Below are 17,385 nucleotides of genomic sequence, written 5' to 3' on the forward strand. Positions count from 1 at the left end.
GATGACCCAGCTCAGTCACAGGGATGTCGTGGCGTCCGGAAGTGGTGCCGTGAGAATTGTCGTGGACCGGGCCCGCTGTTCGGGCATCGGGATCTGTGAGTCGCTCGACCCGTCGCACTTCGAGATCGGCGACGACGGCGCGCTCATGCTGCTGTCCGACATCGCCGCTGAGGACGACGATACCGTGCTGGAAGCGGTGCGCTCCTGCCCCGCGTTGGCCTTGTCAGTGCAACCAGAATGAACGCGGTAACCGGGACGGCCGACGACGTTGACGGTTTCGTCGTCGTCGGCGCTTCGCTGGCTGGTCTGCGCGCGGTCGAGTCGGCCCGGCGAGCGGGATACCGCGGCCGGATCACCCTGATCGGCGCGGAGGAGCATCTGCCCTACGACCGGCCGCCGCTGTCGAAGGCATTCTTGACCGGCCCGGACACGCCGGTCTACCTCGCTACCGAGGCCGCGTTGCGGGACGACCTCGGCGTTGACCTGCGGTTGGGTCAACGCGTCACGGCGTTGCACCCCGATGAGGGCGTCGTCGCTGCCGGCGGCGGACTCGTGCCTTACCAGCGTCTGCTCATCGCCACCGGGGCGCGGGCGCGGACCCTGCACCCGCTGCCGGTGCTGCCCGGCGTGGTCACGCTGCGCAGCCTCGACGATGCACGCGCCATCCGCGCTGCGCTGGGCCGGGCACGGCGGGTCGTTGTCGTTGGCGGCGGCTTCATCGGCGCCGAGATCGCGTCCTCGGCTCGCACTCTCGGGGCGAGCGTCACCATCGTCGAGGCGGCCCCGACGCCACTCGTCCGGGCGGTCGGTGAGGTGGTCGGTGCCGCACTGTGCGTCATGCACGAGCGGTACGGCACCGAGCTGCGATGCGGGGTCCAGGTCAGCGAGCTGATCGGCCGCGACCACGTCGAGGGCGTCCTGCTCGCGAACGGGCAGATCGTGCCCGCCGACCTCGTCGTGGTCGGAGTCGGCGCCCTCCCGGCCACCGGCTGGCTGGCCGGATCCGGCGTCGAGCTGGATCAGCGCGATGGCGCGGTCGTGTGCGATGAGTACCTGCAGACCTCGGTGGATGGCGTCTACGCCGCGGGCGACCTTGTCCGCTGGCCCAACGCGGTCTTCGGCTCCTCGATGCGGCTGGAGAACTGGACCAGCGCCGCCGAGCAGGGCACGAGAGCGGCGGTCAACGCTCTGGTCCCGGCTCGCCGCGCCCCTTACGCCTCGGTGCCCTACTTCTGGAGTGACTGGTACGGGCAGCGCATCCAGTTCGTCGGGACCGCCCAGGCCGACAGCGTCGTATTCGTCTCGGGCGATCCGGCCGCCGACCGCTTCGTCGCCCTGTTGCGTCGCGGCGACAGGCTTGTCGGCGCCGCCACCCTCAACGAGCCGAGCAAGATCATGAAATACCGGCGATTCATCGCCCAGGACGACGGTTGGGCCGCGGCCAGCGCGTTCTCCCGCGACGGCGGCCAACCCGTGCGTCCCTAGTTCATCGGTAAGGAAGGGGTCCCATGAGGACTAGTCAGGCCGCGGTGCTGCGGTCACCGGACAAGTCTTACGAGATCACCGAGATCACGCTCGACGATCTGCGCCCGCACGAGGTGCTGGTCCGTGTGGCGGGCGCCGGCCTGTGCCACACCGATCTGCAGCTGCGCAATCCCGATCAGCAGCTCGCCCGCCTGCCGATCGTCCTCGGGCACGAGGGCAGCGGCGTCGTCGAGCAAGTCGGCGCGGCCGTGACGGCGATCAAACCGGGTGACCACGTCGTCTTGAGCTACGGCTCGTGCGGCACGTGCGTATCCTGCCAGTCCGGGGCGCCGGCCTACTGCGCTGAGTTCGAACTTGCCAACCTGACCGGCACCGACGCCGACGGGCGCCTGTCAGCCCGCGATCGTGACGGCATCCCCATCGCCAACCGGTGGTTCGCCCAGTCGTCCTTCGCGCAGTACGCCGTGGCCACCGACCGCAGTGTGGTCGTCGTCGACGCCGGTCTGCCGCTGGAGATCCTGGGTCCGCTCGGATGCAGCCTGCAAACTGGAGCCGGCGCGGTCCTCAACGAGATGCGACTCGCCCCCGGGCAGAGCATCGCCGTGTTCGGCGTGGGCGCGGTAGGCCTGGGCGCGGTCATGGCGGCCAAGGCTGCCGGCGCGGCCAGGATCATCGCGATCGACGTCCGGCCGGACCGCCTCGAGCAGGCGCTGGACCTGGGTGCCACGCACGGCGTCGATGCCCGGACCGACGACCTGGTCGGAGACGTCCGGGCCACCGGCGGCGGAGTCGACTTCAGCATTGACACCACCTCGATCACCGACGTGATAACGGCCTCCGTCCGCGTCCTTGACCGGCCAGGGACTGCGGTCCTGGTCGGCGGCGGACCCGGCGAGGTGCACCTGACGGCTTACGAACTGGCGGGCAAGCACGTCACGTTCGTCTACGAGGGCAGCGCGGTGCCGCAGATCTTCGTGCCGCGACTGATCGAGCTCTGGCGGCAGGATCGCTTCCCGTTCGATCGCATCGTGCGCACCTACCCCTTGGCCGAGATCGACGCGGCCGAGGCCGATGCGATCGCGGGCACCACGATCAAGCCCGTGCTCATCCCAGCGCCCGTCCCCGAGTCGTCCCGCTGATCGAATTACTAAGGAGCGACCATGACCACGACGGACATTCCGCTCGACCACTATCCGCTGACCGTGGGCGGGAAGGATTTCGCCGCCCACGCGCACTTCGATGTCGTCAACCCGGCCACGGCAGAGGTATTCGCCCACGCCCCGGCGCTCGGACCTGGCGACCTGGACAGGGTCTTCGGCGCGGCGGCCGATGCCTTCGGCTCCTGGCAGCGCGACGACGCGGCCCGCGCGGCCGCTCTGCGGGCGGCCGCCGAGGCCCTCGACGCGAATCTCGACCGGCTCAGCCGGCTGCTGACCCTGGAACAGGGCAAGCCACTGGCCGATTCGGTCATCGAACTGCAGGGATCCTCTGCCTGGCTGCGTTACTACGCTGACCTGGCTTGGCCCGACGAAGTACTGCGCGACGACGCGGTGGGTTTCGAGGCCGTGCTGCGGCGGCCGGTCGGCGTGGTAGCGGCGATCACGCCGTGGAACTTCCCGATCATGCTGGCCATCTGGAAGATCGCGCCCGCCTTGCGGGCCGGCAACACCATCGTCGTCAAGCCCTCCCCCTACACACCGTTGACGACACTCGCGGTCGGGGTCGTCCTGCGCGAGGTCTTGCCACCCGGCGTGCTCAACGTGATCACCGGCCCCGACCAGCTCGGTGCGGCCATGGTCGCCCACCCCGTGCCACGCAAGATCAGCTTTACCGGGTCCACCGCGACTGGCCGGCACGTCGCCACCGCGGCCGGCGCGGACCTCAAACGAGTGACCCTGGAACTCGGCGGCAACGATTCCGCGCTCGTGCTCGCCGACGCCGACGTGGAGAGCATCGCCCGCAGTCTGTTCTGGGGTGCCTTCGGCAACAACGGGCAGATCTGCCTGGCGGTGAAGCGGGTCTACGCTCACCGCCGCGTCCACAGCGACCTGGTCGAGGCGCTGGCCGTGATCGCCCGCCAGACCAAGGTCGACGACGGTCTCGCTGCCGGAGCGGAACTCGGACCGGTGAACAACAAGCCCCAGTTCGACCGGGTGCGAGAACTCGTCGGCGACGCGCTTGATCATGGCGCCAGGGCCGTGAGCGGAGGCGGCCCGTTGGATCGGCCCGGATACTTCTTCGCGCCGACGATCCTGGACCGTGTCGATGACGGTGTGCGCGTGGTCGGCGAGGAGCAGTTCGGGCCGGTCTTGCCGGTGCTTGCGTTTGACGACGAACAGGACGCGGTCCGACGGGCCAACGATTCGCCCTACGGGCTGACCGCGTCGGTGTGGTCGAGCGACCTCGATCATGCCTACGACATCGCGCGCACCGTGGACAGCGGTCAGGTCTCGGTGAACGCACACGGCGGCGGCGTGCAGATGCACCTGCCGTTCGGTGGCCACAAATTCAGCGGTATCGGTGTGGAGAACGGCCCGTGGGGCCTGTTTGAGTACACCGAACTACAGGTTATCGCCGGCCCGCCGCGAAAGGGGAAAGTCTGAAGAGCCAACGAGCCGGTCATTGCGCCGGCCTGTCACTGCATTGGCGGATCAAAAACAGTTTCCTCCATTACGTGAACGCCGTCGGGGGCACGATTGAGACTGCCGGTCCAGCCCATTTCGACGGCGACGAGTTCGGTTTCCCCGCCGATCCTGACTCGGCTGACGATCGTGCCGGCGTGTCGCTGTCGTATCACGGCTCGGCGCGTGTGCGGGCCCACGGGGGCCTGATCGACCTCGGGTTGGCCGACCCTGTCCTTCTCGCAGGTGCGGGCGACGTCGCCGAGGTGAGCTTTGTGGCCCGGGTGGGCGGATCCGGTGGTTTCGGCCGGGTAGCGGTAGCCCGGCTCGACCGCCGGATCGGCGAATTGGCGGGCGCGATCGTGGCCGGTGAGAGCGTGCCCGCGGTATTGCTCGGCGCTGCCACGTGGCTATTCGATCATCGTTATCCACCGGGCACCGAGCTGGCCCCGATGCGGTGGTCTGCCGGCATGTAAGCGGGTGTCACCGCGCGGTAATTCCATGGCAATTCGGGCACCGGTATCCGGCAGTGATAGATCGCGTGAAAAAGGATTGGTTATGCCTCTTGACTGCGCCGGGCTGTGATATAGAGTAACCAACAAGTAGAACACGGTTCTGGTTGCGGCTCGCCGGCCGCCACAAGAGCTGTCCGGACTGAATGAGTCCGGACATCCACAGCACACCGACCGCTGAGGGCCGATCGGTTCGATGCGTTCGGCTCGATAGCGCTGAGCACGCTGGTGTACATCGGCGGCGTGTCGGTCGCGACCGGAGCGGTGTTCGCCGGGCTGACGGTCAACGGTGGGCATCGGATTCCTCCTGCGGCGGGATGCGATCCCGCCGCTGAGCGAGTGCTACACGCTGATCTCCGTGCTGCTGCTGGTGACGGTGGTGGCCAATCCCCACGGAGTCGTCGTAGCCAACCGCCGGCTGCTGCGTACCGCGCGGGCCAAGGCCGGCAGCCGGAACCAGGAAAGTCCACCGGTGAGCGTGGATTCGCCCCGCCTGCCGGTCACGTCCAAGTGAACGCGCCGGGCAACTTTCGAGAGGGGACGTCGTGCAGGTTGATTGGTTGATCAGCTTCGTCGCCGTGGTGGACCACGGTGGGTTCGCTGCGGCCGCCAACGGCACCTTCCGGGCCCAGTCGCGGGTGTCCGCGCACATCAGCGCGCTGGAACGGGAAGTGGGAGTGCAGCTGTTCGACCGGCGCTCCCGTCCGGTCGCGCTGACCCAGTCGGGTGAGGCCTATCTCACGCACGCCCGGGCCGTGCTCGGCCAGCTTGAGCTCGGCCGCAACGCGGTCGCCGAGATCAGCGGCATGGTCCGCGGCCAGATCGCCATCGCGGCGCACCCCAGCGCGGCGGCCACGTTCCTGCCACGCGTGATCCAGGACTTCGGCCGGCGCTACCCGGGCATCCATATCGACCTAGTCGAGGAGTTCGCCCAGGTCAACGATGCACTGCTCACCGGGCGTGTCCAGCTCGGGCTACGCCCGCTCTACCCGGCCAGCAGCGACGCACGGCTACGGCGGGTGGCGTTGTGGCGCGAACCCATGCGCGTCGTGGTGCATCCGCAGCACCCGCTGGCGGTACGCGGAGCCGCGGTCGAGCCGGCCGACCTCGCCCGCTATGACCTCGTCGTGCCCGGACACAGCTTCAGTCAGACCGAGGCGTTTCAACTGCTCACACAACGCGGCGTCACGCCCAAGGTCGGCTACCTGACCAACGTCCCGCAGACGCTGATCGCGCTGGTGCGCAGCGATCTCGGGGTGGGCTTCACCAACGAGCTGGCGGTCGCCAGCTGCGTCACCGACGGGGTACGGGTACTCCCGCTGGCCGATACGACGCTGGTGCGTGAGGTGTCGGTGGTGTTCGAGGCGAGCCAAGCCGGGCTGATCACCGCCAACCCGTTCTGGAAGACGCTGATGGCCACGCGGCTGCCGCGGGGCGCCATCGATGCCAGAATCCACGCCGGCGGCTCCGTCGCCGTGAGCGACATCAGCGATCGGCAACATCCAGACCCGGTCCAGCTGCGTCCCCGGTCGATGTCGCGACGGGCCACGCCGCCGCGGGCCCTTCCGTCGATGACCGCCTGATGCGCCGGCGCCTAATCCGGCGCGTAACGAGGCGGCGGCGTTGCAAGAATGCCGCGCCGGTTGCCTCTCTTATTAATACCGGGCTGCGGACCGGGAAATAAATTGTCTTCGCCGGTGTCGGCATCGCGTCTTTTGAACAACGAGGAGTCACCCGCTATGCATCCAGCCGACTGCGACCTGACCGCACCAGAGGTCGTCGCGCACCCCGAGGAGCTCTTCGCCGCGATGCGCCGCTCCTGCCCGGTGTTCTACTCCGAACAGATGGATACCTACATGCTCGCCCGCTACGACGACGTGCGCGAGGCGATGCGACTGCCGATCGAGTTCTCCAGCGACAGGCCATTCTTCGGCACTGGCGACGCCGAGCTCGAGGCCATCCAGGCCGAGGGCTACCCGCAGGTCCCGACGTTGACCATGACCGACCCGCCGATCCACACTCGCTACCGCAAGCTGGTCAACCAGGCCTTCTCGCCCAAGGCCGTGCGGGAACTCGAGCCCAGTATCCGCCGCATCGTCAACGAGATCATCGATGTGTTCGCCGCGGGCGGCGAGGTCGAATTCGTCCGGGAATTCGCCGGCCTGGTGCCGGGCTACGTGATCGCCGACGCGCTTGGACTTCCGCGCGCCGATCAGGATCGATTCATGGAATGGGCCGACAATTTCGTCGACTCGATCCAAGGGCGGGAGATCCTTTCTCGTGAGCGTCAGCTCGAATGTCAGCGCAGCTTCATCGAATTTCAGCGGTATTTCGCCGGGGTCATCGAGCAGCGGCGCCGGCAGCCGGGATCGGACCTGATCTCCAGCCTGGTCACCGCTCGGGTCGCGGGCGAGCGTCCCCTGGAGATGGAGGAGATCCTGGATCTCATCCGGATCTTCCTCACGGCCGGCAACGAGACGACCGCGAGCTGGCTGTCGGGAACCATGCTGCTCCTGCTGACCCACCCGGACCAGTTCGCGGAGGTGCGCGCCGATCGCAGCCTGATCCCGGTCATGCTGGAGGAGTCGGTGCGGCTCGTCTCGCCCGCGCGCTGGACTCGACGAACCCTGACGGGCGAACCGTTCGAGATGAGCGGCGTCACGATCCCGCCAGGTGCGACCGTGCGCCCCTTGTGGACTTCCGCCAACCGCGACGAGGCCTACTTCCCCCACCCCGACGAGTTCGACATTCGCCGTGACAACTCAGCCCACATGGCCTTCGGGCATGGCGTGCACTTCTGCCTCGGCGTGAACCTCGCCCGTGCCGAGGCGCGTGTCGCGTTTGAAGTCCTCCTGGACCGGCTCGCCGATATCACCCTGGCGATCCCCGCCGATGAAGTGCGCAACCTGCCGGTCGTTGGAGTGAACCGGCTGGCCGCACTGCCCCTCCGGTTCACGGCTGCGGCCTGACCCACGCGAAGCGAGAGAGGAATCCGTATGCACGTCGTCGTCGACCTGCGTCGCTGCGACAACCACGGTCAGTGCACGTTCTCCGCGCCCGCGGTGTTCACCCTGAACCAAGACGGGCTGCTGTCGTTCCGGAGATCCGGGCTGGACTCGTATGCCAGCGAATCCCTGGACGAAGATCTGCGTGCGGACGTAGAGGAGGCGGCGCTCATGTGCCCGATGCAGGCGATCATGGTGGAGTCATGAGACCAGGTCGTTCGAGCGGGCCGGCCGTGCCTGATCTGCCTGTGTACCGAGGCGCCCGGCCGAGCGCCGTCCGGCGGCCTTTCCGCAACGGTCACATCGACCCCACCATGCCACTGGGTCCCGAGGTGTTCGCCGCCGTGTCCGAAGCCGCTCCCGTGGTGCGCACCGCGGCCGAGCCCTTCGTCGGTCTCACCACCGACGGCACGCCCATGTCCGGGCTATTCGGCTTCGCCGACGAGGGCCTGCCGGTGGCAGCGATCGCCGGCGCCGCCCTGGCCTGGCTGGATGCCCTCGACGCCGACGACCGCAACGCCGCGCAACTGCCGATCGACGCGATCGAGTGGCAGCACTGGATCAACGCGTTCTTGATCTTTCCCGAGCACGGGGTGCTGCTCGATCGCCTGGCGCCGGCCCAACGCGAGGCCGCGCTGCGGGTCGTCGCCGCGACCGTGTCGGCCGCCGGCATGCACGATATCCGTACGGCGATGCGCCTCAACGCCGGGCTGGGAGAGTTCTGCGCCGGCTACGAGGACACGCTCAAGGAGTACATGTACTGGTTCACGATCTTCGGAGAGCCCTCGGAGACCGAGCCCTGGGGCTGGCAGCTGATGGGCCACCACCTGGACCTCAACTGCTTCGTCCGCGGCCCGCAACTGGTGCTGACGCCGAGCTTTCTGGGAACCGAGTACGAAGGACATGAGCTGTTCGCCGAGCACATCCGCGCGGGTGTGGAGTTCATGCGATCCCTGGACGGACCGCAACGTGACCGCGCCGTGGCCTACCCCTCGATCCGCAACGCCGACCTGCCGCCACACCTGAACGGCCCGATCAACGGTCGCCATGTCGCCGGCGCCGGCCAGGACAACCTGGTGCTGCCTTACCACGGGCTGCGCGGCGACAGCTTGAACGCCGGGCAACGCCAGCTGCTGCGTGACCTGATCGCGCCCTATCTGCGGGTGCTTCCCGATGGCTCGCTGCAGGCCCGTCAAGCCGAGGTGGAGCGTCACATCGACGAGACTCACCTGCTGTGGATGGGCGGCTGGGGCGACGGGGAGCCATTCTATTACCGCGTGCACAGCCCGGTGATCGTGGTCGAATACGACAACCATTCGGGAGTCTTCCTCGACAACGACGAGCCGGAGACCTATCACGTACACACGATCGTTCGTACGCCCAACGGCAACGACTACGGCAAGGATCTGCTGGCTCGCCACTACGCCCGGGAGCACCGCACCTGACACGCCGTGTTCAGGGATCCGCAGGATCAGCTTCCGGAGCCGGCGACTGCTCGGATGGCCGCCTCGTCGAGCCCGGCGAGGCGGGCGAGCACCGTTGCGGTGTGCTGGCCGAGGTGTGGAGCCGGACCGATGTCGAAGCCGGCGTCGGTGGTGAACGGCGGACCGGGCACGCGCACCACTCCGACTCCGGGCTGCTCGACGGTTCGCCAGATGCCGGTCGCCGCGAGGATCGGATCCTCCAGCAGGTCGTCGGGCCCGGCGACGTACGAGAACGGCGCCCCGAACTCGACCGCAGCCGCGTAGACCTCCTTGCTGGTGCGTTCAGCGCACCAGCGCGCTACCAGGTCGCGCATCTCGCCGGCCAGGAAGGCCTTGTCGGACATGCGGTCGCGCAGGTCGCTGCGGCCGAGGGCGGCGAGCAGTGAGGGGATGTTCGCCGGGTTGACGAAGATTCCCACCTGTCCGTCGCGGCTCGGATAGTAGGACCAAAGCGAATGGGTCGTGTTGCCGATGCGCCTGCCGTAGCCGGGGTAGGGCGGGTCGCCGTTGTAGGCCATCGGGCCCTGCATATCCATGGCGCTGGCCTGAAGCTCCTGGATCGACAGCTCAACCGAGGAACCGCGGCCGGTCCGTCCGCGCCGGTAGATCGCCGCCATCGCCGCACCGAATACCGACAGTGCGGCCTGGCAGCCCGCCTGGTCACCGTAGGGCTTGACCGGTTCGCGGTCGGGTGAGCCCATCAGCGACAGTTGGCCTCCGGCGGCGATCATCGTCAGCTCCGTGGCCAGGTACCCGGCGTGTGGTCCGTCGGCGCCGTAGGGCGAGACCGCCACGACGGACAGCCGCGGTGCTTCCCCGGCCAGAACGGCGTCGTCGAGCCGCAACCGCTCCCGGCGTGCCGTCGGGAGGTCGGTGAGGAGGATGTCGCCGGAGTGCACAATCCGCTGCAGAGCCGTGCGCGCGGCCTGGTGGTCGAGGTCGAGGACGACCGATGACTTGCCGCCGTGGAAGTACAGGTGGGCCGCGCTCGCTTCGCCGTCGGCCCGGCCGGGCGGAAACGGGCCGACGCGACGCAGCCGGTCGCCTTCGGGTGGTTCGATCTTGATGACGTCGGCGCCGAACCCGGCCATCGCGCGGGCCGCGAGGGCGATGGCGATGCCGTCGCCCAGTTCGACGACGCGCAGATCATTGAGCATGCCGGCTCCTCGTTCGTGTTGCGGGGGTCGGAGACGTGCCGATCACGCCGGCCGCCTCCAGCTCGGCGATGCGCTGCTCGCTCAGGCCGAGCCGATTACGCAGGATCATCTGGTTGTGCTCACCGAGTCGCGGCGCGGCCCGCAGCTCGGTGTCAAGCCCCTGGAAGTGCCAGGTGGGTGCCGTCAGCTTCATCGGCGGCATCGTCGCGTGCGCCACCATACGCAGGAAGCCGCGTGCGGTGAGCTGGAGATCGTCGCGCAGCTCGGCCGGCGTGAGAACGGGGGAGGCCGCGACACCGGCGCGCTGGAGCTGTTCGGCCGCGTCCAGGGACGTGAGTGTCGAAGTCCAGGCGGAGATCTCGTGGTCGAGTTCGTCGTGGGCGGCCAGCCGGGCCGGCACGTCCGGCCAGCGCGGATCGTCGGCGAGCTCGGGCCGCCCCATGGTCTTCACGAGCGCAAGCCATTGGGCGTCGCTGGTGACCGACAGCGCGACCCATGAGTCGGCCCGAGCGGCCGGTGTGCCGTCGGCTCCCAGACTGGGATAGACCCCTTGGGGCGCGGCGTAAGGGCTGCGGTTGCCCGACCGCTCGGCTCGGTGGCCGAGCTGGTGGCCGACCAGGGCGTCGCCGATGAAGCCCATGAGCAGATTGCGCTGGCTTACCTCGATACGCTGGCCCACGCCGGAGCGCTCCCGCGCGACCAGGGCCATGAGCACGGCGGCGGCGCCGCCGAGACCGGCGACCGGGTCACCGTAGGAGATGCCGAACTTTTGCGGTGGCCCCCCGGCGTAGCCGCTGAGGTGGGCGATACCGCTCATCTGCTCGACGTTGGGACCGTAGCCGGGAACGCGCCGCTCGGGCTCGCGCCCTGAGTAGGCCGGCAGCGACACCATGATGACGCGCGGGTTGACCGCGCGGATGGTGTCGTACCCCAGGCCGAGACGTTCGATGACGCCGGGCCGGAAGTTCTCCACGATCACGTCCGACCCGGCGGCCAGCCGCGTGACGATGTCCCGGCCGGAGTCGGTACGTATGTCGACAGCGAGCCCGTACTTGTTGCGGTTGTACTCGTTGAAGTACCGGCTGTCATTGTATGGCTCGGCGACATTGCGGTCGGGGACGGACAGTGTTCGCACGTGGTCGAGATAGGAGGGCCCCTCGACCTTGATCACTTCTGCGCCCAGATCGGCGAGGTGCTTGGTCGCAAACGGCCCGGCCCAGATCATCGACAGGTCGAGGACACGGATGCCGGTGAGCGGCGGCTCCCCGGCATCAGCACCACCTCGCTGCGCTGCGAGACTGCTCATGACGGGCCGGTCACCCACCCGTTTTGGTGCGGCGCAGGTCAGTCCCGACCGGCTCGAAGTGCAGCAATTCCGGGGTGCCGTCGAACAGCGAGCCGACAAGGTCGAGGAACCGCGCGAGCAGCCCGTCCTCGGCGAATCTGACGGTCTGATCCTCGACATGCTCCCACGTCGCTTCGATGACGTAGCGGGTCTCGTCCTGCAGACAGCGCAGCAGCCGGGCCGAGTGCCAACCCCGTGCCTGCTGGTAGATCGCGGCCGCATCGGTGAAGGCCGTGTGGAACCGGGCCCGGTCCGCCGGCCTGATCCGGACTGTCGTGAGCTCGACGATCACGAGCCGTCCACCGCGAACTGGATGGCCGCACCCGAGGAGTAGACCGGGACGACGAGCTCGTCGGCGAATTTCTCGTGCGCCGGATGGGCGAGATAGGCGCGCCAGCTCTCCTCGTCGTCGAAGTGCGCGATCAGCACGACGTCGGCATTGTCGCCGCCCAAGCCAAGATCGGCGCCACAGCTGAACGAACGGATCCCCGGGATCTCCTGCGGCAGGCAGGACATGCCGTCGACGACGGCCTGCCGTTGCTCAGCGGTGCTTTCCGGCTTCATCCGCATGCCCCACACGTGACAGATCATCTATCGCTCCTTCTGGTCAGTTCTGGTCGGGTCACCGGTCGAACACCCCGGTGTAGAGCTGCTCGATCTGCTCGGCGCTCGGCATCCGCGGATTGTTGGCCGGCGACCCGGAGGCGAGCGCCTGCTTGGCCATCAGCGGCGTGAGTTCGTCCCAGCGTTCCCGGTCGATGCCGCAAGACGCCGGGGTCGGCACGTCGAGGGCGTCGTTGAGCGCGGCGAGAGCGTCCACCAACCCGAGGCATGCGGTGGCGTCGGGGTCGTGCTCACTCGCCACGCCGAGCGCGCGGGCGCAGGTGGCGTAGCGATCCGGCGCCCCGTCGATCGAGAAGTCGGTGACGGCCGGCAGGAGCATGGCGTTGGACAGTCCGTGCGCGAGATAGAAGTGGGCGCCCAGCGGCCGGCTCATTCCATGGACCAGGGCCACGCTCGAATTCGAGAACGCGATGCCGGCTTGGGTCGCGGCGAGCATCATGGCCGCACGGGCCTTGCGGTCGTCCGGGGCCTCGTACACGCGGCGCACGTGGTGGAATATCGATCGCATCGCGATCAGGGCCAGGGCGTCGGCGAACGGGTTGGCCCGTCGGCTGACATAGGCCTCGATCGCGTGGGTGAGCGCGTCGATGCCGGTGTCAGCGCTGAGCCGGGGCGGCATGCTGAGCGTCAGTTCGTAGTCGACCAGGGCTGCCGTCGGCAGGAAGGCGAGCCCGGCACAGAGCATCTTGTCATTGGTCTCGGTGTCGGTGATGATCGTGAACCGCGTGCACTCCGAGCCGCTGCCGGCCGTCGTCGGGATGGCCACGATCGGCAGGCTCGCGTTGTCGGTCTGAGCCGGGGCCCGGTAGTCCCGCATGCGGCCACCGGAGGCGGCCAGGATGCTGGCCGCTTTCGCGGTATCCATCGGGCTGCCGCCGCCGAGCCCCACCACACAGTCGAAGTCGCCGTCGCGTAGCACCGCTGCCGCCGCCTCGACGCACACGTCGGTCGGGTCGGGAACCGTGTCTGCGAAGACCGCTGCCTCGATGCCGGGCCCCAGGGAGCCGACCACCTTGTCGACCACCCCGGAATCGCGCAGGTACGCGTCGGTGACGACCAGCGCCCGGCGCCGCTGAAGGCTTCTGAGCACGTCACCGAGCCGGCGACTCGCGCTGGGGCCGACCCGCAGTTGCCGTGGCAGAGCGATGGTTGTGATCATAATGCTGCCGCCAGGGGTTCATCGGCCCAAAGTGCCACGGCGTCGAGGACTTCGATCTGGGAGCCGTCGACGCGGATGGGGTTGACCTCGATCGCCGACAGGGCCGGTCCGCAGGCCACGGCCAAGGCGCCGATGTGGGCGATCACCTCGCTGAGCGCGTCCAGGTCGGCTGGTCGCGAGTTGCGCGCTCCCAGAAGCAGGGGAGCGCTGCGCAGGCTCGTGAGCATGGTCCGGACGTCGCCGGCCGCCACGGGAAGGAGCCGGGTGCTGACGTCCTTGAAGATTTCCGTCCAGGTGCCGCCAAGTCCCACGGTGAGCACCTGACCCCACTGGGGATCGGTCGTTACACCGACCAGCAGCTCGAGCGCGGGCGGCCGCATGGGACTGACCAGCACGCCGTCGATCACGGCATCGGGCCGCAGCCGGGAGGCGCTGTCCACGATCGCCTCGTACGCCGCGGCGACGCTTGCGGTATCGGTCACGTCGAGACGGACCCCGCCAATCTCGGTCTTGTGCAGAATGTCCGGTGAGACGATCTTGAGCACCACGGGACCGCCGAACTCTTCGAACGCGGCCACGGCGGCTGCTGCCGATCGCACGACCCGGCGCGGAACCAGCGGCACCGACCAGGACGAGAGGAGATCGCTCGTGCGGGCCTCGCTCCACTTGCCACGGCCGGGCTCGACCTGTGGCCGTGGCCGTGGGGCCGTCGTCGGCTGCGCCAGGGCATGCCGGCGTTGTTGCGCCCACCAGCGCTGGCGTGCCAGGCCGCTCAGGATGATCTCAAGCCCGCCCCCAAGATAGGGGATGTCGAACTCGGCCAGGCTCTGCTTCTGCTGCTCGGTGAGGCCCTCGCCCGTCGCCGAGATCAGGTAGGCCGGGATCGCGGCCTCGTGCATCGCCTTGGCCCCGTTGATGATGGACTCGGTCGGGCGGCTTCGCTTACCGAGGTTCTCCTGGCAAAGCACCATGTCGGCCTGCCCGTCATCGGCGATCGTGGTCAGCACGTCGGCGAGCAATCGGGGGTGCCGCACGATCGCACCGGTCAGGTCAAGGGGATTGTGGGCGCCGGTGAAGTCGGGCAGCACCTCGCTCAGCCGGGCGCGGGTGTCGTCACGGAACTGGGGGAGGGGAATGCCCAGACGATCGCACCCGTCGGCGGCGAGATCGCAGACCCCGCCAGAGATCGCGGCTACCGTCAGCCCGCGCACGGGCGTGGGGCCGACCTTGGCGAGCACGCCTGCCGTCCCGACCAAGACCTCGAGGGAGTCGACCCGGATGATGCCGTCCTGCGCCAGGACCGCGTCGACGACCGCGTCGTCACCGACGATCGAGCCGGTGTGGGTCGCGGCGGTGCGGGCCGCCAGTTCGGAGCGTCCGGCCTTGAGCATGACGATCGGCTTGCCGGCCTCCAGGGCGCGGCGGGCCGCGCGCCGCAGGCCGGCCGGGTTCCTGATGGCTTCGGCGAACACGCCGATCACCTTCGTGGCGGGGTCGTCGACCGCGTAGTCGATGATGTCGCTGACTGTCAGGTCGGCCTCGTTACCCGTGGCACAGAGAAAGCTGATGCCGATCGCGTGGGCTGCGGCGTATCCGGTCATCATCCCGCCAAGGGCGCCGCTCTGGGTCACCAGGGCAACCGAGCCGGGACTGACGTCGCGCAGACCGTTTCCGGCCGGGTACAAGAAGGTGTTCGTAGTGAAGTTGACGTACCCGAGCGTGTTGGGTCCGAGCATGGTCTGCCCCTGTGCGCGTACGGTCTCGCCGATAGCGCGCTCGAGGCCGCGGCCGGAAGCGCCTGACTCGCCGAAGCCGGCCGACAACACGATCAGGCTGGGGATCTTGGCCTGACCCGATTCGACCACGGTGTCGAGCACGGCCGCGGCGGGCGTCATGACGTAGGCCAGGTCGACCGGGCCGTCGATCGCGGTAAGCGTCGGTACCGTCGCCACGCCGTGCACTACCTGAGCGCGTGGGTTCACCAGCTCGACGACGATGCCGGAGCGGCGAAGCGCCTCGTGCACGAGGCGTGACCACGCCGACCGGTCGCTGGCGCCGACGATGGCGACCCGGCGGGGGGTGAACAGGCGGGCGGCCCGCGCCGAGGCGTCGAGGTCACCGGGTGCTCGGCTGGCCGAGCTCGTCATAGTCGAGATCCCTTCTAAGATGCGGCTGCGGAGGTGTAACCCTGGGGTCCGTGCGGTCGATCGAGCAGGCGGCCTTCGCCGTCGAAGGGATCGGGCCCGCTCACGTTGACGATTCCCGGACCGAACAGGTCGTGGCGTCGCTGCTTGAGCACGGAGATGTACTGGTCACGCGGGGTCTCGGCGAGCATTCGGGCGGTCGGCGAGGTCATGGCGCTGCCGTCGGTCATCGCCGCTACCTTGTGCAGCATGTGCAGGCCCATCAGTTCCAGGGTCGTGTTCTCGATGCGCTTCTGGCTCGCCAGGAGCTGCCAGTCGATCTTGCTGAGCCGGTGGAGCAGGCCTAGCGCCTCGGCCCGGGCCTGCTCCGCCGGGAGCGCCTTGAGGACCAGCCCGATCTTGGCGGCGTCGGCGCCGCAGATGCTGTCGCCGGTGTAGAGCAGCCGTCGCGACCACTGCGGCCCTGCGTAGTAGGTCCACATGGGTGCGGCTGTGGTGCCCATGTCCCGGATGGGGGGGAATCCGAATTGTGCGTCCTCGGTGGCGATCGCGATATCGCACAGCGAGACCAGTTCGGTTCCGGCGGCCAGGCAGCGGCCGTGGACGAGCACGACGATCGGCTTGCGGAACGTCCACAGCGAGTGAAGCAGACGACGAGGCGCCTCGACTGCCGCGATGTGCTTGCTCATGTCCAGATCCGCGTTGCGGGCATTCGGTTCCGCGGCGTCTTCGCTGCCGATGTCCATGCCGCCGCAGAAGTCAGGGCCGTTGGCCGAGATGAGCACCGCGCTGGTCTCGTCGTCGTCATCGGCCTCGGCGAGGGCGTCACGCAACTCGCGCAGCAGTTGCATCGACAGGGCGTTGCGTTTGGCGGGACGGTTGAGTACGAGGTGCCGCCAGCCAGGTTCCTTGATCACTTCGATGTTCGCGGTCATTGCGAGCCTCTCCTGGTTGCAGAAGGTCGTAGGTTCATCGGCGGGGGTCCGTCCGGTGGGAGGACGAGCTGACGCTGCATGCCCAGCTCCGTGATCCCGAGTTCGACGACATCGCCCGGTTGCAGCCAGACCGGTGGGGTGTGCCCGAGGCCTACGCCAGGTGGTGTGCCCGTGTTCACCAGGTCACCGGGTTCGAGCACGAAGAACTGGCTCAGGTAGTGCACGATCACGTACGGGTCGAAGATCATCTGGGCGGTCGTGCCGTCCTGACGGCGCACCCCGTTGACCGACAGCCACAGCGCTAGATCACGCACGTCAGCGATCTCGTCGGGCGTGACAAGCCACGGGCCGGCCGGGTTGAACGTTTCGGCCGACTTGCCCTTACTCCACTGGCCGCCACGCTCAGACTGAAAGCCGCGTTCGCTGACGTCGTTGACGAGGACGAACCCGGCCACGGCCGCGCGCGCCTCCGCAAGGCTGGACAGGTATCGGGCGCGCGTGCCGATCACGATCCCGAGCTCCACCTCCCAGTCGAGCTTGCCGGCACCGCGGGGGGTGAGGATGCCGTCGTTTGGGCCGGTGATCGAGTTGGGCGACTTGGTGAAGACAACCGGTTCGTCGGGCACCGGCTGCCCGGTTTCCGCGGCGTGGTCGGCATAGTTGAGACCGACGCACAGGATCTGGTGTGGCCGCGCGATGGGCGCGCCAACTCGTTCGTCGGCGAACGCAGTTATGCGTCCGGCTGCCATTCGCTCGGCGACCAGGCCGCGCAGCCGGGGCAGTCCGCCTGAACCGAAGAATCGCTCGTCGAAATCTGTGACCGAATCGGAGACGTCAACGTAATGGCGATCGTCAATGCGAGCGACGGGCCTTTCAGCTCCGGCCGCCCCGATACGCATCAGCTTCACGGTGAC

At 68.4% G+C, this 17,385-nt stretch carries 18 protein-coding genes; 10 read left to right on the plus strand and 8 right to left on the minus strand.

The features are described from left to right. Position 1: 1 nt before the first annotated feature. The 10 genes from KIP79_RS00660 to KIP79_RS00705 all read left to right on the plus strand — a co-directional run bounded on the left by KIP79_RS00660 (position 2) and on the right by KIP79_RS00705 (position 9,068). Positions 2 to 241: a ferredoxin gene (locus tag KIP79_RS00660; RefSeq protein ID WP_214102673.1), complete on the plus strand. Its 240-nt coding sequence runs from the start codon at positions 2 to 4 to the stop codon at positions 239 to 241. After that, positions 238 to 1,485, plus strand: a complete 1,248-nt coding sequence (locus KIP79_RS00665; RefSeq protein ID WP_214102674.1) for an NAD(P)/FAD-dependent oxidoreductase — start codon at positions 238 to 240, stop codon at positions 1,483 to 1,485. The genes KIP79_RS00660 and KIP79_RS00665 overlap by 4 nt, the downstream gene beginning before the upstream one ends. A 23-nt stretch (positions 1,486 to 1,508) precedes the next feature. Further along, complete coding sequence (locus KIP79_RS00670; RefSeq protein ID WP_214102675.1) at positions 1,509 to 2,624, plus strand: NAD(P)-dependent alcohol dehydrogenase; 1,116 nt, start codon at positions 1,509 to 1,511, stop codon at positions 2,622 to 2,624. 21 nt (positions 2,625 to 2,645) lie between these two features. Beyond that, a complete protein-coding gene (locus KIP79_RS00675) occupies positions 2,646 to 4,088 on the plus strand; it encodes an aldehyde dehydrogenase family protein (protein ID WP_214102676.1) in 1,443 nt (480 codons plus the stop codon). Between the two features lie 35 nt (positions 4,089 to 4,123). Continuing rightward, positions 4,124 to 4,582, plus strand: coding sequence for an HtaA domain-containing protein (locus KIP79_RS00680; protein ID WP_250212518.1), 459 nt, complete (start codon positions 4,124 to 4,126; stop codon positions 4,580 to 4,582). A gap of 325 nt (positions 4,583 to 4,907) precedes the next feature. Continuing rightward, positions 4,908 to 5,132, plus strand: coding sequence for a hypothetical protein (locus KIP79_RS00685; protein WP_214102678.1), 225 nt, complete (start codon positions 4,908 to 4,910; stop codon positions 5,130 to 5,132). 31 nt (positions 5,133 to 5,163) lie between these two features. Further along, on the plus strand, positions 5,164 to 6,201 hold the full coding sequence (locus tag KIP79_RS00690; protein WP_214102679.1) for a LysR family transcriptional regulator: 1,038 nt from the start codon (positions 5,164 to 5,166) through the stop codon (positions 6,199 to 6,201). Positions 6,202 to 6,357: 156 nt separating this feature from the next. Further along, positions 6,358 to 7,587, plus strand: a complete 1,230-nt coding sequence (locus KIP79_RS00695) for a cytochrome P450 (protein WP_214102680.1) — start codon at positions 6,358 to 6,360, stop codon at positions 7,585 to 7,587. A 27-nt stretch (positions 7,588 to 7,614) separates the two neighbouring features. Next, positions 7,615 to 7,830, plus strand: a complete 216-nt coding sequence (locus tag KIP79_RS00700) for a ferredoxin (protein WP_214102681.1) — start codon at positions 7,615 to 7,617, stop codon at positions 7,828 to 7,830. A gap of 125 nt (positions 7,831 to 7,955) precedes the next feature. Continuing rightward, a complete protein-coding gene (locus KIP79_RS00705) occupies positions 7,956 to 9,068 on the plus strand; it encodes a DUF3500 domain-containing protein (protein WP_214102682.1) in 1,113 nt (370 codons plus the stop codon). Between the two features lie 26 nt (positions 9,069 to 9,094). On the opposite strand, the gene KIP79_RS00710 is transcribed toward KIP79_RS00705, so the two are convergent. The 8 genes from KIP79_RS00710 to KIP79_RS00745 are packed head-to-tail and all read right to left on the minus strand — an operon-like array spanning position 9,095 to position 17,370. Further along, positions 9,095 to 10,264, minus strand: coding sequence for a CaiB/BaiF CoA transferase family protein (locus tag KIP79_RS00710; protein WP_214102683.1), 1,170 nt, complete (start codon positions 10,262 to 10,264; stop codon positions 9,095 to 9,097). Further along, a complete protein-coding gene (locus KIP79_RS00715; protein ID WP_214102684.1) occupies positions 10,254 to 11,570 on the minus strand; it encodes a CaiB/BaiF CoA transferase family protein in 1,317 nt (438 codons plus the stop codon). Before KIP79_RS00715 ends, KIP79_RS00710 begins: the two co-directional genes overlap by 11 nt. Positions 11,571 to 11,580: 10 nt before the next feature. Next, positions 11,581 to 11,901, minus strand: coding sequence for an antibiotic biosynthesis monooxygenase family protein (locus KIP79_RS00720; protein WP_214102685.1), 321 nt, complete (start codon positions 11,899 to 11,901; stop codon positions 11,581 to 11,583). Next, positions 11,898 to 12,200: a Dabb family protein gene (locus KIP79_RS00725; RefSeq protein ID WP_214102686.1), complete on the minus strand. Its 303-nt coding sequence runs from the start codon at positions 12,198 to 12,200 to the stop codon at positions 11,898 to 11,900. Before KIP79_RS00725 ends, KIP79_RS00720 begins: the two co-directional genes overlap by 4 nt. 31 nt (positions 12,201 to 12,231) lie before the next feature. Beyond that, positions 12,232 to 13,392 carry an iron-containing alcohol dehydrogenase gene (locus KIP79_RS00730; protein ID WP_214102687.1) on the minus strand — a complete coding sequence of 387 codons (1,161 nt, stop codon included), beginning with the start codon at positions 13,390 to 13,392 and terminating at the stop codon, positions 12,232 to 12,234. After that, entirely contained in the window at positions 13,389 to 15,539 is a 2,151-nt protein-coding gene (locus KIP79_RS00735) for an acetate--CoA ligase family protein (RefSeq protein WP_214102688.1), read from the minus strand. Before KIP79_RS00735 ends, KIP79_RS00730 begins: the two co-directional genes overlap by 4 nt. Positions 15,540 to 15,553: 14 nt before the next feature. Then, complete coding sequence (locus KIP79_RS00740; RefSeq protein ID WP_214102689.1) at positions 15,554 to 16,471, minus strand: enoyl-CoA hydratase-related protein; 918 nt, start codon at positions 16,469 to 16,471, stop codon at positions 15,554 to 15,556. Beyond that, on the minus strand, positions 16,468 to 17,370 hold the full coding sequence (locus KIP79_RS00745; RefSeq protein WP_250212522.1) for a fumarylacetoacetate hydrolase family protein: 903 nt from the start codon (positions 17,368 to 17,370) through the stop codon (positions 16,468 to 16,470). Before KIP79_RS00745 ends, KIP79_RS00740 begins: the two co-directional genes overlap by 4 nt. Between the last annotated feature and the right edge of the window lie 15 nt (positions 17,371 to 17,385).

This window comes from Acrocarpospora catenulata (genome assembly GCF_018476525.1).
Lineage (GTDB): Bacteria > Actinomycetota > Actinomycetes > Streptosporangiales > Streptosporangiaceae > Acrocarpospora > Acrocarpospora catenulata.

What these genes read in the sequence shown, in the direction of transcription:
- KIP79_RS00660 (WP_214102673.1), top strand. Translation starts at nt 2, where the DNA reads ATGACCCAGCTCAGTCACAGGGATGTCGTGGCGTCCGGAAGTGGTGCC.
- KIP79_RS00665 (WP_214102674.1), top strand. Translation starts at nt 238, where the DNA reads ATGAACGCGGTAACCGGGACGGCCGACGACGTTGACGGTTTCGTCGTC.
- KIP79_RS00670 (WP_214102675.1), top strand. Translation starts at nt 1,509, where the DNA reads ATGAGGACTAGTCAGGCCGCGGTGCTGCGGTCACCGGACAAGTCTTAC.
- KIP79_RS00675 (WP_214102676.1), top strand. Translation starts at nt 2,646, where the DNA reads ATGACCACGACGGACATTCCGCTCGACCACTATCCGCTGACCGTGGGC.
- KIP79_RS00695 (WP_214102680.1), top strand. Translation starts at nt 6,358, where the DNA reads ATGCATCCAGCCGACTGCGACCTGACCGCACCAGAGGTCGTCGCGCAC.
- KIP79_RS00700 (WP_214102681.1), top strand. Translation starts at nt 7,615, where the DNA reads ATGCACGTCGTCGTCGACCTGCGTCGCTGCGACAACCACGGTCAGTGC.
- KIP79_RS00710 (WP_214102683.1), bottom strand. Translation starts at nt 10,264, where the DNA reads ATGCTCAATGATCTGCGCGTCGTCGAACTGGGCGACGGCATCGCCATC.
- KIP79_RS00715 (WP_214102684.1), bottom strand. Translation starts at nt 11,570, where the DNA reads ATGAGCAGTCTCGCAGCGCAGCGAGGTGGTGCTGATGCCGGGGAGCCG.
- KIP79_RS00725 (WP_214102686.1), bottom strand. Translation starts at nt 12,200, where the DNA reads ATGATCTGTCACGTGTGGGGCATGCGGATGAAGCCGGAAAGCACCGCT.
- KIP79_RS00730 (WP_214102687.1), bottom strand. Translation starts at nt 13,392, where the DNA reads ATGATCACAACCATCGCTCTGCCACGGCAACTGCGGGTCGGCCCCAGC.
- KIP79_RS00735 (WP_214102688.1), bottom strand. Translation starts at nt 15,539, where the DNA reads ATGACGAGCTCGGCCAGCCGAGCACCCGGTGACCTCGACGCCTCGGCG.
- KIP79_RS00740 (WP_214102689.1), bottom strand. Translation starts at nt 16,471, where the DNA reads ATGACCGCGAACATCGAAGTGATCAAGGAACCTGGCTGGCGGCACCTC.
- KIP79_RS00745 (WP_250212522.1), bottom strand. Translation starts at nt 17,370, where the DNA reads ATGCGTATCGGGGCGGCCGGAGCTGAAAGGCCCGTCGCTCGCATTGAC.